This window comes from Nonlabens ulvanivorans, from assembly GCF_032922765.1.
In the GTDB taxonomy this organism is placed as follows: Bacteria; Bacteroidota; Bacteroidia; order Flavobacteriales; family Flavobacteriaceae; genus Nonlabens; species Nonlabens ulvanivorans.
Genome location: NZ_CP136694.1, coordinates 541,688 through 557,561 on the forward strand (window position 1 = coordinate 541,688; position 15,874 = coordinate 557,561).

A 15,874-nucleotide genomic window follows, 5' to 3' on the forward strand; every position below is an offset into this window, starting at 1 on the left:
GCTTTAATTATTAATTTATATCAGGTTAACATCGGTAATAACTTCTAGTAGTGCAGGACCATCATGATCACGTAGTTTTTCCATTGCTGGAACTAGATCTTCTAACTTTTCTACACGTATTCCTAGAGCGCCGCAATTCTCTGCATACTTTGCAAAGCTTGGGTTAGAGAGTGATGTTTGCCATACATCTACCTCGGCAGCACGTTGTTCTTTAGATATTTTTCCTAGTTCAGAATTATTCAGCACGACGTGTTTAATATTCATATTGTACTTGACTAGTGTATTGATTTCGGCTAGATACTGTCCTAGACCAGCGTCACCAGACACAGACCATATAGGTCTTTTATCTCCTTGTGCAGCCCATGCTCCCATAGCTGCTGGTAAAGCAAAACCTATAGAACCTAAATATCCAGACATTAATACGGCTTGATTTGTAGGTTCAAAATACCTTCCAAAAGAGTAGGTGTTGTTACCTACATCTACCGCTATAACAGCGTTATCTGGAGTAACTTTATTCATTGCGTTAAATACAGAAATAGAGCTCAATCCATTACCACAATCTTTTAAACGACTTTCTTTTTCTTCTCTCCACAGTTTCCATCGTTCTTTAATTTCTTCGGTTTGATCTATGGCTGCGGTTTTATCTTTAGTTTGAGTAGTAATAATATGAAGCGTTTCAGAAATCTCTCCCCATAATGCCACATCTACTTTATGGTGTTTACTCAATGCCATAGGATCGTAATCTACCTGAATAATAAGTTTCTTAGGTGTTATTCCAGTATGGTTAGAGAACGATGCACCTAACACGAGCATAAGATCACATTCATTCATAAACCAAGATGCGATAGGAGTACCGCTTCTTCCTAGCACACCACAACCTAATGGATGACTGTCTGCTATCAATCCTTTTGCTTTAAATGTGGTTATGACTGGACAGTTTAACGCTTTCGCGAAAGCGGTAATAGCATCCATCTCAAAACGTGCTCCATGGCCTACTATAATTACAGGCCTTTTTGCTTTCTTAAGTAAGTTAACCGCCTTTTCTACCATTTCCTTGGGAGGCGATATATTAAAAGGGGTAATTCTATTTTCTGGTGTTTGCGCTACGGCATGTTCTGGCTTTTCAGTAAAGGCTACTTCATCAGGAAAAGTTAAGTGTACCACATCTCTTTTAATTAAAGCGGTCTTTACTGCTTGAGACATTAACTCACTATGATTAGAGTTTAAATGAACCGCATGATTAAATTGTGTGACACTGTCAAAAGCCTTAACGAGATCCACTTCTTGAAAAGCTCCTGTTCCTACTACTTGTGTATTTACTTGTCCAGAAAGGGCTAGCATAGGTGCTCGATCTACTTTGGCATCCCACATTCCTGTAAACATATTGGTTGCACCAGGACCAGCTATCCCAAAACATGCAGCAGGTTTTCCAGTTAATTTTGCATAACCAGATGCTGCAAACGCTGCGGCACCTTCATGTCTTATCCCAAAAAACTGTAGTTTTTCTTTCTCTTCTTGTCGGCGCATAGCATCTGCCACAGCAAGATTACTATGTCCTACCATTCCAAAAACGGTATCTATGCCCCAGTTTACCATGGTTTCTATCATGACGTCAGATATCGTGTCTTTGTGAGACTCTTCTTCTGGTATGGCAACATAAATGGCGTCGCCTTCTTCTTTTACTTCAAAAGTGATAATGCTATCATCATGACCACCTGGCGACTGACCATTGCAAGGGTCAAAATCCCAACCGTGCCACGGACATCGCAGCATACCGTTTTCTATAGAACCTTCTCCTAGAGGACCACCTTGATGTGGACAGGCGTTATCTAGCGCAGAGAATTTACCGTCATAATGGGTTAAACAAATACCTTGATGACCAGCAGTTACGGTTTGTACACGTCCTTCAGGCAATGTATTTCTATTATCTAAAACTTTATACCACTTTTTATTATCCATAATCAAGTTGATTTAATTAGATCTATTTTTAAATTGATTTTGATGAATATTCACAGATCTAGTTGAATATATAATCAATGATACAAGCCCAAACGTTGCTACTGCAATCGCACAAACTCCTAAATAGGTTGCTATTTTATAGCTTTGATTTATACCAGCGATCACTCCTGAAATGAGTAATAAGAAGACCGCTATATAAAAGTAAATCATAGCTCTATTCAATAATTTTAACTGTCTCAGTTTGCGACTTATTAAATTATCGTCCTTACAATTAGTTATTAATTTGTCCAACTCATCACTAAGCGCCACCATTAAATTAGATGTCGATAGAATCAAAAGACCTATTCCTGGTATGATTGTTATGGGTAGATACCAATGCTCCATATTAAACAAAGTGTTTGAGGTTATAATTGCAACACTCGCTAAACTTTAAGCTTAATGTAGATTGTCCAGATTGTACGCAGAAATATTCATTATTCTGCATCGTAAAATCAAGAGAATCCATTAGATTAAGATTTCTTAAATTGTTCAATTGCTTCTTTAAAGAAAGTACTCCATTCTTCTTCTTTTAAGTCACCAACAGGAAGTATAGCTCCTTTAAAGCCATCATTTTTCCATTCTCCTTTGCTCAATTTATTAAAACTACTTGTTTCAATCAACTTCCCATCCTTGTAACCACTTATGTATAAATAATGATCACGACTTAATGTATCTGGTATTGCTAGACCTAAACCTATTGTAATTTCACTATCGTTTAATCTAGTATAGATACCGGTATCAAAGTGATGTGGCCATACTCTTATAGAGGTATGGAGTTTATAATGCTCAACAATATGTTCTAGGCTATGCTCTGCTAAAATTCTAAGGTGAGTTAAGTCAGCTAGTTCTGATTCGTCATCTTTCCTAAAAACAGCTGCACCTTCCATTTTATATGGCATGTCATAATGAAGATCGTAATGATATTCTTTATTCAATTGGTTTTTTGAAGTTTCTTTAAGCCATTTTAAAACATCTTCATGTGTTGCTCCATCTAGATTGAAGGATGTTTTCCCATCATTAGAAGTCCATTCTAAAGAGAAATCACGAAAATTGAGTGACAATAAATCTCCATTATTTGATAATGGATGCGTTTCTAAGCAGCCGTTATCTGTATTAAAGCCAGCGTTTGTGTGGCTATCATCTTCTTTTTTATCAAGAAAACTAATTCCTGCGGCTGCTAGATATTGCGCAGCCATGTGTAATTGATCTTTCATTTTTTAGTTTTTAAATTCCAGCGTATTTAATTCCAGTTAGAAAATGTATGTCTCTATCATATGTAGAAAGGTCTTCTTGATTAAATTTAGATATATCATCATAACCACAAGCGCGAGCTACAACTCTAATTAAATCGTTTGTTGCTTCAAAGTAATTCTGTAATTGCTTTGCAGACTGGTCTATTATTATTCTACTTCTTAAAGACTCTTTTTGTGTAGCAATACCAACCGGACAGTTATTAGAACCACAGGCTCTCATACCTAAACAGCCTATAGCTTGTAATGCAGAGTTTGATACTGCGATAGCATCTGCACCTAACATCATCGCTTTAGAAAAGTCTTCTGCTACACGTAAGCCTCCTGTGATAATAAGTGTTACGTCGTTAGCACCCATTTTATCTAAATAAGTTCGGGCTCTTGCTAGTGCAGGAATGGTTGGTACATTTATATGATCTCTTAAAATAGTTGGAGCAGAGCCTGTTCCACCACCACGGCCATCAAGAATGATATAATCTACACCTACATCTAGTGCAAACTGTATGTCCTTTTCTATATGACTTGCGGCTAGTTTAAAGCCTATAGGGATTCCACCGGTTCTTTCTCTTACCGCTTTCGCGAAAGCTTTAAAATCATCAACTGTATGAAAATTAGGATTTGCTGCTGGTGAAATAGCAGTTTCACCTTCTTTTAATCCTCTAACCTCAGCAATTTCTTTACTTACTTTACTACCTGGTAAATGTCCACCAGTTCCTGTTTTTGCACCTTGACCAGCTTTAAAATGAAATGCTTGAACATTATCTAATTTATCCCAAGAGAAACCAAATTGAGCTGATGCTAATTCATAAAAATATTTTGAATTACTAGCTTGTTCTTCTGGTAGCATTCCACCTTCTCCAGAACAAATTCCTGTGCCAGCAAGTTGCGCTCCTTTTGACAGAGCAATTTTTGCCTCTCTGGAAAGTGCTCCAAAACTCATATCACTAACAAAAAGTGGCATGTCTAATTCTAATGGCTTTTTTGCTTTAGGACCTATAACTACTTTAGTAGCCACATCTTCATGATCTAACAACGGTCTTGAAGCTAATTGGGCTGGTAAAAACTGGATATCATTCCATTTGGGAAGTGTATTTCTATCCACGCCCATGGATGCAGAAAAACCATGATGACCAATGTTTTGTAGCCCATTTTGAGCCAGTTCTTTTATATAACCAGTATAAGGTTCTGTTTCTTCAGGATGCGTGTCGGCATAAGCTCCTAAATATTCATCACGATTAAATGGTTGTGGGCTATTAACTAAATAGGCGTCTATTTCAAAAGCATCTACATATAAGTTGTCTCCTTCAATTTTTGTAGAAAACTTATGAAGCACTTCTTTATTATTATATTCTGATACACCAGAATCTACTCTGTAATCCCAGCCGTGTACTCCACAAATTAGATTATGACCGTCCACATAACCGTCAGACATAAGAGCACCTCTGTGTAAACATCTACCGTAAAGTACAGAAATGTCATTATCAAATTTCACTATAACTAGGTCTAATCCATTAACTAGAGCATGCTCAGGTTCTTTATTTTTTAAATTACTTACTTGAGCAATTATTTGAGGTTTTTTCATGTTATTTTATTTTTATAATTAAAAAGCAAAGCCTAATACGAAAGCTATTCTTCCACCATCACTACTACCGTAATAGCCTAAGTTAGCAGTAAAAGTTTCTAAACCACTAACCCAAAAAGAACCTCCAACATTGTTGTGCCACTTATCTGAATTATCATCTTCTAACCATACTCTTCCATAATCAAATCCTCCAGTAATCCCATATTTGAGAGGTAGTATACTCGTTTTAAAGTTCCCTAAGACTAATCTTAAATCTGTGTTTTGATACATGGAATATTTACCTAGAAAACGTTCTTTTCTAAATCCTCTTAAACTACTTCCTCCACCTAGGTCTGCTGCGTGGTATAGTTCAAAATTATCTCCTAAGATTGCTTGACCACCTATTTTTGTAGCTAGTACTAAACTTCCACTATTATTTAATCTATGATCTATTGCAATATGTGGCGTGATATATGCAAATTCATTATCAAAATCACTGTCAATGTTTGTTTTATAACCAGCTGTAAGACTGACATCTAATCCCAAAGTAGGGAATGAACTATCATTTTTATTTTTATAGCTATAATTAACCTCAGCACCAGCATAAGTTTGTTGCTCAAATACACTAGAGTTTGCAGGTAGTGCAAGATTGATAAACCGATCAGATTCATCAGTGTCAACTTCAAATGATTCAATTAAAGGTTTGAAATAGAAAGAACCTCCATCTCTACCGCGCCATATTAAAGAAATAGCAGTATTCCATTCCTTAATACTTACACGATTAAAGTCTATTTCTACTTCATCTTTATCGTATTCTGTATTGTTACCAAATCCAAAGAAGTTTTGCGCAAAATTTGGACTTGTATATTTAGCCTCAATACCAAAATTCCAATTGTGAAAAATGTTTGAAAACTCACCTTTATAAGATAAATCATAACCAGAATTCCCAGTATAATATGATGCACTTACAGAATGTCTTGTTGTAAAAGGATTGCGTTGAATACCGTAGGTAGTATAATTATTTGTAAAACCTATTTGGAACCCATCATCTGGATTTGCGCCTATAATAGGTAAAATTTGATTAATTCCATATTTACGCTTTTTATAATCGTAATTGTTTATTTCATAATCATCCACCAACCATTTTTTTGATTTTTTATTTACAATAGTATTGTCTTTGCCTTTATAATCATAAAGCTTTACTTTTTTTATATTCTCAAAATTATAAGTGTCATTTTTCTTACCACCTAAAATTTTAATGGTGATCAAGTTATCACCATCTCCAGTAACATTAAATGTGTCCTTACCATCTAAACCGTAGATCCATATTTCTTTAGTTTCTTCTTTATTAAAGGTTCTAGTAAAAACATCTAAATCCTTTCTATGTACCTCTATAGTAGTTTTACCATCGGCATGTCTAGTTACATTAAATGTATCAGACTTTTGAGTTCCTGTAATTACTGCGTGTTCATTTGTGAATTCATAGTATCTACGAGCTATATCTACAATGTTCCCTCGTCTTCCTTTTAATTTCCTTTTAATTCCCTCAATAGTTTCACCCTTCATTTCTTCTGGGATATTTTCAAATGCTCTTTCAATAACTTCATCGGTTAAACCAGTTTCCAGAGTTTTTGCTTCTCTTTCCCAATCTTCCCAATTTGATTTATTAATGAAAGTCATATCAAGAGGATATGGTTCAAAACTAAACCACTTAGGACTGCGTAAGTCATCGTCAAATGACTGCATCATACGCAGACTCGGTACCGCGTGATTTAAAAAATTCAATATCGCTCCGTCAAAAGTCGAGAACGCTTGATCTCTATCTCTAGGGATAGGCTTACAAATTTCTGTGCCATCTTCTTTTTCAAAAAGTGCCCATCTCCACTGGTCTTCATGTCTGTCCCAATCTCCGATAAGCATATCAAATAGTCTAGCTCTTATGTACGATGGTTCATCTACAATAGATTTACCAGTTTTATTTATTTCTTGAAGCACATCACTAGTGCTTAAAATATCTTTAGGTTTTCCAAAGCTTGCTAAATCTTTATGTCCAGACTCTACACGTTCTTCAATCAGATATAGTTCATCACCATATTCGTCATTATATTCACCTAGAGCTTCTTGTTTTGGGATATAATACAATTCAGGATTTGTATGAAAAACATCAACAGCATCAGAAAGAGTAGCTACTACGGTAGGTGTATATGGATGTGCGGTGGTATAGAAATCTGAAAGAAAATCATCTGCATAACTACCTTCTAATTCTTCTTCGACATACTTATCTTGAAATGCAGTGGATTGTAAAAATTTAATGGCGCTTTTTCTAAGAGCTCTCATTACATATTGTTTACCATCTTTGGTTTCTAATCTTAATGATTTAGATTGATGACCACCACCACGTCTTACAGGAGTTAATCCTCCTTTTAAAGTGTCTATAAAAGCAATTTTTGCGCGTACATCTTTACTATAAAATTTTCTATAATGTTTACCCCAAAGAGCTTTATATAGTCCACTTTTTTCTGTTTCTTCTATTGAATAAACGGATGAAGTAATCGAGGTTTCAAAACTATCTTTTTCTTTATAGTCTGTAAACACTTCTCTTTTAATAGGTTTAATTAAAGTTTCGGTATAAGGTGTTGAAACACCTTGAAAAGTAACACTTACTTTACCTCCTTTATAAATATCAATTCTAGCATAACCGTTTTCGCTTGATGCGAAATCATTATCATTGTTTAAAGGTGTTTTTCTAGTCTTACCTGCAGCTCCACTAATAATTTGAGGTATACCGTATTTGTTGATATATTGTAAATTTTCATCATGTCCAGAAACGAAGAATATATCTTCTGTTTGTCTAGCTAATGTGATTAATCGATTTCTAAACTTTCTATTTTGTTTATTTTGAAAATTGTGTAATGATGTCCCACCTGTTCTTGCTATCAATCCCTCATTTGTGTTAGAAAAAATAGGGTGATGCATTGCAACCATAATTATTTTCCCTTGAGATTTTTTAAGGATACTTTCAAATTCTAAGAAAAACTCGGTTCTATTTTTAATATCACAATCCTCATTTAGATAAATATGATTATTCCAATCTTCAAGGTACCATTGAGAATCAACTGTGATTAAAACTACATTATCTGCGATATCTGTTTTTTTGATAGGACAACCTTCATCAGGATAGAATTTTGCGGCACTATTCTTTTGAATAAATTTCTCTAAATCTCTTACATCTCTATGGCCATTAATAGCCCATTCATTTTGTCCTGGTGTAAAAATAACTTTACCATTGAAAGATTTTAAAGTCTCAAATTGTTTTGTCACATCAGTTTTTGCATCTTCTGTGTACCCATCTTTTGAGACAAAATTCCCTAATATTAGTAGGTTTGAATCGTTCAATGTTTGAGACTCTTCATTAATCTGAGACAACACAGTTATATCTTCCGTTGTTCCAGTGTTTCCTGTTATGAAGATAGAAGTTTCTAATTCTTGAGCTGTAGTAAAGAAGCTGACAAGAAATAGTATATACAGTAGATTAATTTTAGTTAGGTTAGGGGTTCTCATATTATTGGTTATTTGGTTTTAAATGATGAACTTTGGTAACGACCAGTACACTAAATATTAATAGTGAATAATAACACATAGGTGTTCCTGAATCTGTTTTAGGACATTCGGTATATCCGGTAAACTGCATCGTGGATGCTATCAAAGCAATACTGCCAGCTAGTCCTGTGAATAAAAAGTATAACAAATTCCATTTTTTCAATACATGTACTCCGAGTGGGATTACTAGACAAATCAGAACAACCAAACATACCGGTATATAAATTATTTTGGGACAGCCTTCACCGGTTAGAAATTCCTCAATAACAAGAACTCCAGCTCCGTATAATCCTATTAGTAGAATTATTAAAATTAAAATATAGGTAAGTCTTTTATTCAATAGCCTTTATTTTTAATTACACATGTTGGGCAAACTTTACCGTTGATACTACTCTTAAGTTTAATTCCCTTCATATGGGTTACTATAAAATTTTGAACAAAGGCATAATTAGCACTATGATTGTTAACGCTTATTTGAGCATCCTTATATTTTTCTCTTACAAGATTGTCATACTCTTGATCTCCCCAACAGTTAGGGCAATAGGCACTGGATAATTCAGTAATTTTCTCATTATTTTTATGGGTTAGTAATTGTTTAATAAATCTCATCCTTGTTAGCTACTTTATTGTCGTTTATTTATTTTTTTCCTTCAGTTTTGCTATATCAGAGCCTCTGAAAAATAATTTAATAGGTTGTTTAACTTGTAGATAAAATGCCATTATACCTTTGTATATATTAGGATACAATTTACTGCCTTAAATGAACGGAGTAAAATTGTATTTTGCCAATAGTTACTTTGAACGACACTTTGCAAATATTCATTTCAACCTTACTGATATTTAATTTTCTCGAACATCTTCTCTAGAGATTTTTACTTCTTTATCAATTTCTGATCTCAAATTAATCATGCTATTAACTTTTGGATTATCAATGCTAATTTCTTGATCATTAGATAAAATAACTTTTAGATTTAAGATCCTACTTTCTTTACCTAGTCCAAAGTGAACTAACGCGGTTTGATCACTTGCTAATCCTTCGCCTGTAACTAACCATTCAGTTAAAGTTTTTGTAGGAGTTGTAATAGTAATTTTAGCTCCTTGAGCATTAACGGACTCTCCTAGATCAACCTGCAGGTAGTTGTTGGTGCCACCTTTATTTATATAGGCTAATGAAGGCGAGTCAATATTAACCCATATCATATCTAAATAACCATCCTGATTAAAATCGCTTACCAATGAGGTAATAGCATAATGAGGATTGGTAACTCCACTTTCTTCTTCTGTAGGAGCGAATGTGCTATCTTCTTTTTGAATTAACACACGACTAGGTAATTTAAATAACTTGTTAGGAGGAAAGTCCACATAATTTTCGGCAACCATTAAATCTTGTAATCCATCATTATTTAAATCGGCAAAAGTGCAACCCCATGCAAATTCATAGTCTGCTATTTTAGCATCGGCTGCTACATCAGTGAATTTAAAATCACCGTCATTTTTAAATAAGATCCACTTATCAGTAAACAATAAAGGATCCTTAATATCCCCTTGTGCAATTATGTTAGGAAGGGTGCTTCCGGTGTTAGAAAACATAAAATCCACTTTTCCATCATTATTATAATCACCTACAGCTAGTCCCATAGGATAAGCAAACTTCTTAGTTGTGGGATTAGATTTCATAGTGAATGTTAAGTCTCCATTGTTCTTATAGGTGCGAACTTCTCCAGTATCGTGTACAACAATTAAATCTAACCAACTGTCATTATCGATATCAACAAAAACACCTTGAAAAGTATTATGAACATATTCTAACCCTGCGGATATGGTAATACTTTTAAAAGTATTGTCTCCATTATTAAGTAACAGTTCACTGGTGGAACCATAACTGTAATCCTCAAAAATGTTTTGACCTTCCATCAATTCCTTTTTAAGATAAGTAGCTAAGAAAATATCTAAATCTCCATCTTTATCTATATCACCTACCGTGATTCCTGCAGGATTAGATTTTTCGTTTACCGGCGTGGCAATAATTTTTTCTGTAAATTGACCACTCCTATTATAGTATATATGCAGCCCATCTTCTCGACTTAAAATGATGTCAGAAAATCCGTTGTTGTCAAAATCAGCAGATACGACACCTACAGTGGTTGTAGAATTTCCTTTTTTAGGCAAATTTACTTCGGTAGAAATATCAACAAACTCATTATTCCTGTATGCAAAAATGGCATCTTCTTGATTCATTCCACCTCCAAAAAAGACTTCGTCCACATTGTCATTATCAATATCAATCAATGCAGATGGTGCAAGTGGTAGAGATTTCTCTCCATTATATTTATGAATAAAGTCTAAAGGAATTGATTTGAATTCCGGGATTTTTTCTTCAGAAATTGAGGTATCATATTTATCTGAAACAGAATCTCTCCAGAAAAAGCCCAAAACATAAAGGATAAAAAGAATAATAATTATACCGAGTATTTTAAGTGTTTTTTTAAGCATATAGTTGGTTTTTAGAATATTTTTTTAATTGATAAATTGACAATGTGAAAAGTATAAAATGTGTAACGTTCATAGCTATAGGAACTAAATGTTTTGCTACATCTTTAGCAAAAAACATTGTTGAGAAAACGAGTGCTAAAATTACAATTGGATTAAAAATGGCCATCCATTTTTTATAATATGTGCCTCCTTTTAAAATAGCAATAACAAATAAAGTAGATAAAATGGCGATCACCACACGAAGTACTTGTACTAATACCTCCATATGATTAGTGTAATGTGTAATCAAGTTTTCATAGCTTTGATTGTCTATAGAACCTTTTAAATGGATTATGTTACCTATTGAAGCTCGTGAGCCTATCCAAACTCCACCAACAGCAAAAGCAATAAATCCTGTTGCTAAAACTAATCTGGCTAAGATTTCATTTCCAGGTTTAAGCATTCTATAAATATGAAGATAACCGGCAAAATAAAATGGTAAGCCTATTACTGCTAGAAAGTGACCGATAGTAAGGTTTTCTAAAGGCACAAATTTGAAAAATTCATAATGTTCCGAATGCCCTAAGATATCTGAAGAATAGTGTAAAAAGTATTCTCCTAATCCTACGAGAATAGATGCTAGAATTCCAAGATAGCCTAATGATTTGGTAAGATTCATTTTATATTAAATTATTTGTAACTATTTGATTAATATGGTTTTATTTCAAACTAAGTGTTTAGTTATTATGTAAAAAATTATAGCGTCTTAAATGTGTTATCTATATAATTTTCTAATTGAGTATCGATAGTAATCTTAGAAGCTGATGATAATCCAATCATTGATATTAAAAGATAATCTGCTTTTTTTTCTGCGATTAATAAACTTTCGTTATTCCCAGTAATAAGCTTATTTAAAAAAACTTGTCTTATATCATCACGAAAACTCTCTACTTGTCTCAATATCTTATTATCAGTTTCTTTATCAATATCCATTAAAGTATTAGTCATTAAACAACCTTTACTGAAACCTTTTCCTGCAGACAGTTTTAAAAAATCATAGAAATACTGTTTAATTGCTACAACTCCTGCCGAAGATTTTTCAAGTTGATTAGTTATTTCTCCTACCTTTTTTCTATAAAGTTTTAAACTTTCAATAAATAGGTTTTTTTTTGAGCCAAAACTAGAATAGATTGAAAATTTATTTATCCCCATCTCTTTCTCGAGCATTTCGAGTGAAGTGTTTTCATATCCTTTTATCCAGAATAAATTCATAGCCTTTTCAAGAACTTCTTCTTCTTTATATTGTTTTTTTCTTGCCATTTTTGAAATAAATTCAAACCTAACTAATCAGTTAGATAAATAAAAGACATTTTATAAGAAATTTGTAACAAGTTCATTATAAACTCTTCCATTTCAATTTTCTCTAAAATTAAATCTTATGTTACACTTTATTTTTACGTATTAGTAAATTTATTCGTTATAAGACTTTTGAAATAAACTCAACATTATAATCAATTACTCCTTCCTTTCGCATTTTACTCAAAACATTGCTCACTGTCTGTCTTGAAGTATTAGTTAGGTTTGCTATATCCTTATGAGACAGTAAATTTTTAGCTTTTGATTTACCTGATTTATCAATTTCTCCAAACTCATCTAGATAATCCAAAATAAACTCTTTAATTCTAGTAGGACTATCTTTAAACAATAAATCATTAAGTCTCCTCTCTAGCTTTTGAATACGTAATCCATAAATTTTAAGTAAACCATTTTTAAGTGATTTATGTTTTTCCATAAGAGCCTCCATTTGATCAGACTTTATATAACAAATCACACAATCTTCTAGAGCAAATGCAACCTCTTCAATAGCAGCTTCTTTATCAAAAAGGGCAAGCTCTCCAAAAACATTACCACGTTTTACTACATACTTAACGGTTTCACTACTGTTATCTATTATTTTAACACTACCTCTTTTTAAAAAAAATACACTGTTCTTATGCTCTTCCTTAAGTTCGATACGTTTGCCTTTCTCAATATTATCCATTTCTAGAATCTCACATATCTTCATCATGTTGAGCATTCCAAGCTTTCTAAAAAGATTAAAACCTTCTAAAAACCAATATTTTGTTATAGCTTTCAATTATCATCGATGTTTACGTATTCAAAATTAACATAATCATTTAATTTCTTAATATTTTATCTTGTCAATTGTTACTTCAGACGACACTTGAGTTATGTAATTCGCTATAATTACATTAAAATTTTAAATAATCACTAAGAATATTAGTGATTAAAAACACTATAAGAAATATAAGTAGATGATTATAAACGTAATTAAATTTTTCATTTTATCGTGCAATCATATCTATCTTGGTGTGATAAATAGATTCTAATAAAGAATATTTTTATTTATTTTAAATAGTTTAGGTAAAAGAAAAAGCCTAATTACATGAAAAAAGAGATTTAATAGACTTAAAAATTATACTTAAGACACAATGATCCAAATAGGTCTGAAGATTGAATTGATAATTTAAAAGTTATAGTATTTGTAAATGAGGTGTGAATTCTTGGTACTAATAGTAGATAGGATTCTGACTGCAAATTAAAATATTGACAATAAGTTAGTACATTAAAAATAACAATTACTTCCCAATACAGAACTGACTAAAAATATTACCCAACAATTCATCATTAGTAATCTCACCAGTGATAATGCCTAAGGACTCTGCAGTGGCACGTATGTCAATAGCTAGAAATTCACTAGAGATATCATTTTCAATACCTTCTTGAACTTCTAGTAAAGAACTATAGGCTTTTTGTAAGGCATCATAATGTCTAGCATTGCTCACAATAGTATCATCTTGTGATAGAGCACCACTTTTAAAACTACTAACCAGTGCTGTTTTTAATTCGTCCACACCAGCACGAGATTTGGCACTTAAAGAAATTAGAATCGTCTCTGGTGACTTTGAGTTAATTTGTTTGGTGATTTCAGCATGTTCTAGACCGGTGATTTGATCAATTTTATTGACGATCACTACTAGTGGTTTGTCTGGAAATTTCTCTCTTAAAATCTGTATACGCATTAAGCAATGCATGATTCTAGGTGCCGTATTAAGCTGTGTGGCGTCTAGTAGATATAACACTAGTTTAGACTGTTCCGCTTTGGCATAAGAACGCTGTATTCCCATACCTTCAATGGTGTCTGTCGTTTCTCTTAATCCTGCAGTATCTATTAATCTAAAGCGTATGCCATCGATATTAATTTCATCTTCTATAGAGTCACGAGTGGTACCAGCAATATCACTTACGATAGCCTTTTCTTCATTAAGTAAAGCATTGAGTAGGGTAGACTTACCTACATTAGGTTCACCTACTATCGCAACAGGAATACCTGTTTTAAGTACATTTCCTAGTGCAAAGGAGTCGATTAACTTACGCAAGGTTTGCTGACTTTCTGATAATAACCTTTTCAAGTCTTCACGATCTGCAAAGGCGACATCTTCTTCACTAAAGTCTAATTCTAGTTCTATCAAGCTGGCAAAGTTGAGCAGTTGACCTCGCAAATCTTTAAGTTCACTAGAGAAGCCACCGCGCATTTGTTGTAACGCAATTTGATGTGCCGTCTCACTTTCACTAGAGATGAGATCTGCAACAGCTTCTGCCTGATTAAGATCCATTTTTGCATTTAAAAACGCTTGTAAAGTGAACTCACCAGCGTTTGCCATACGGGCGCCGTTTTTAAGGCATACCGCAATAATTTCTTGTTGTATGTATATAGAACCATGGCACGATATCTCAACAACGTGTTCGCCTGTGTAAGATCGTGGTGCGTTAAATTTAGTAAGCAGCACTTCATCCACCATGCGATTACCGTCATAGATATGACCTAAAGTAACCGTGTTTGCTCCTAGATTATTATATAACTCTGATGTTGATTTTGAGTCCGCTTTCGCGAAAGCGGGAACAAAAATCTTACTTGCTATCTCATGAGCCTCAGAACCTGATAATCTTACAACGGCAATAGCTCCAGAACCTGCTGGTGTTGCCAGCGCTACAATGGTATCGTTTTTATACATAGTACAAAGGTAAAGAGAAGCCAGCAGTTCTATCTTAATCCCATGACAATTCTTAAATTAAGATATTATTGAAACCTTTTATAGAATCTATTAACCGGTAATATTATAACCACCATCTACATGTCTTATTTCACCTGTAATGCGACTTTCTGGTCTAAAAAGGTGTGCAATTTCATAAGCTAGATCGATAGGTAAAGCATTCCCCAGCGGACTCATTTTATGGGATGTGGCGACATCTTCTTCTTTTAGTGTTGCATTTCCTGCTTTACTTCCCATGTAAGGTGAGAACCTTATGGCATTTACACGTATACCGTGCTTGCGTCCTAGCTCATCTGCTAGTTCTACGGTGATACGTTCTAGAGCGGCTTTGGCAATACTTATATTCCTATAAGGATGGAACGTCACTTTTGCAGCTGCAATATAACTTAAGGAACAAATAGAAGCACCAGACTGTAAGACGTCATGTTTTAAAAGATAGTGTGTTACTCTTATTAAGGAATAAGCACTTACATTCATGGTATCACAAAACTCATCTAGTGTGACGTCTATAAGTGGTTTTACTTCTTTTTTACGTATGGTTTTATCCATGGCAATGGCATGGAGAAATCCATCGAGTTTAATGTTGCGTGCGGCTAGTTCTTGAGCAAATGCTTCTATATTCTCATCGAGTGAAACATCTAGGATCTCCACCATGGCGTCTCCTAAAGAATTATGAACCGAGGATTTAAAATCTTCAAAGTTTTTATTTAGGAACGACTTAGCTTTATCTGATAAATTTTCGTGAAAACGACTTACGCCTAGACCTGTACAAACGACCTTACCGCCATTTTTTATAATTTCTTTTGCAGCATACATGGCTAGAGAATGCTCGTCTGCTATTCCTGTAATTAAAAAAGTTTTATTTGAGAACATCATGT

At 33.7% G+C, this 15,874-nt stretch carries 12 protein-coding genes; all 12 read right to left on the reverse strand.

Annotated elements, in window-relative coordinates; translation table 11 throughout:
• Positions 1–15: 15 nt before the first annotated feature.
• On the reverse strand, positions 16–1,959 hold the full coding sequence (locus tag R1T42_RS02445) for a thiamine pyrophosphate-binding protein (protein WP_317291164.1): 1,944 nt from the start codon (positions 1,957–1,959) through the stop codon (positions 16–18).
• Positions 1,960–1,971: 12 nt separating this feature from the next.
• Positions 1,972–2,343 (reverse strand): DUF2721 domain-containing protein, encoded by a 372-nt coding sequence (locus tag R1T42_RS02450; protein ID WP_042246560.1) that lies wholly within the window; start codon positions 2,341–2,343, stop codon positions 1,972–1,974.
• A gap of 125 nt (positions 2,344–2,468) precedes the next feature.
• On the reverse strand, positions 2,469–3,212 hold the full coding sequence (locus tag R1T42_RS02455) for a hypothetical protein (protein WP_317291165.1): 744 nt from the start codon (positions 3,210–3,212) through the stop codon (positions 2,469–2,471).
• A gap of 10 nt (positions 3,213–3,222) precedes the next feature.
• The gene (locus R1T42_RS02460) at positions 3,223–4,830 is read right to left on the reverse strand and encodes a glutamate synthase-related protein (protein WP_317291166.1); all 1,608 of its coding nucleotides are present in this window, start codon (positions 4,828–4,830) and stop codon (positions 3,223–3,225) included.
• 18 nt (positions 4,831–4,848) lie between these two features.
• Positions 4,849–8,370: a metallophosphatase gene (locus tag R1T42_RS02465; RefSeq protein WP_317291167.1), complete on the reverse strand. Its 3,522-nt coding sequence runs from the start codon at positions 8,368–8,370 to the stop codon at positions 4,849–4,851.
• Positions 8,371–8,745: 375 nt separating this feature from the next.
• The gene (locus tag R1T42_RS02470) at positions 8,746–9,018 is read right to left on the reverse strand and encodes a hypothetical protein (RefSeq protein ID WP_317291168.1); all 273 of its coding nucleotides are present in this window, start codon (positions 9,016–9,018) and stop codon (positions 8,746–8,748) included.
• A gap of 231 nt (positions 9,019–9,249) precedes the next feature.
• Positions 9,250–10,902 (reverse strand): CRTAC1 family protein, encoded by a 1,653-nt coding sequence (locus R1T42_RS02475; protein WP_317291169.1) that lies wholly within the window; start codon positions 10,900–10,902, stop codon positions 9,250–9,252.
• Positions 10,895–11,560: a DUF6796 family protein gene (locus R1T42_RS02480; RefSeq protein WP_317291170.1), complete on the reverse strand. Its 666-nt coding sequence runs from the start codon at positions 11,558–11,560 to the stop codon at positions 10,895–10,897. Before R1T42_RS02480 ends, R1T42_RS02475 begins: the two co-directional genes overlap by 8 nt.
• Before the next feature lie 77 nt (positions 11,561–11,637).
• The gene (locus R1T42_RS02485; RefSeq protein ID WP_317291171.1) at positions 11,638–12,201 is read right to left on the reverse strand and encodes a TetR/AcrR family transcriptional regulator; all 564 of its coding nucleotides are present in this window, start codon (positions 12,199–12,201) and stop codon (positions 11,638–11,640) included.
• 157 nt (positions 12,202–12,358) lie between these two features.
• Positions 12,359–13,018, reverse strand: a complete 660-nt coding sequence (locus R1T42_RS02490) for a Crp/Fnr family transcriptional regulator (protein WP_317291172.1) — start codon at positions 13,016–13,018, stop codon at positions 12,359–12,361.
• Between the two features lie 502 nt (positions 13,019–13,520).
• Positions 13,521–14,957, reverse strand: a complete 1,437-nt coding sequence (gene mnmE / locus R1T42_RS02495) for a tRNA uridine-5-carboxymethylaminomethyl(34) synthesis GTPase MnmE (protein WP_317291173.1) — start codon at positions 14,955–14,957, stop codon at positions 13,521–13,523.
• A gap of 90 nt (positions 14,958–15,047) precedes the next feature.
• Positions 15,048–15,872 (reverse strand): SDR family oxidoreductase, encoded by an 825-nt coding sequence (locus R1T42_RS02500; RefSeq protein ID WP_317291174.1) that lies wholly within the window; start codon positions 15,870–15,872, stop codon positions 15,048–15,050.
• Positions 15,873–15,874 lie beyond the last annotated feature (2 nt).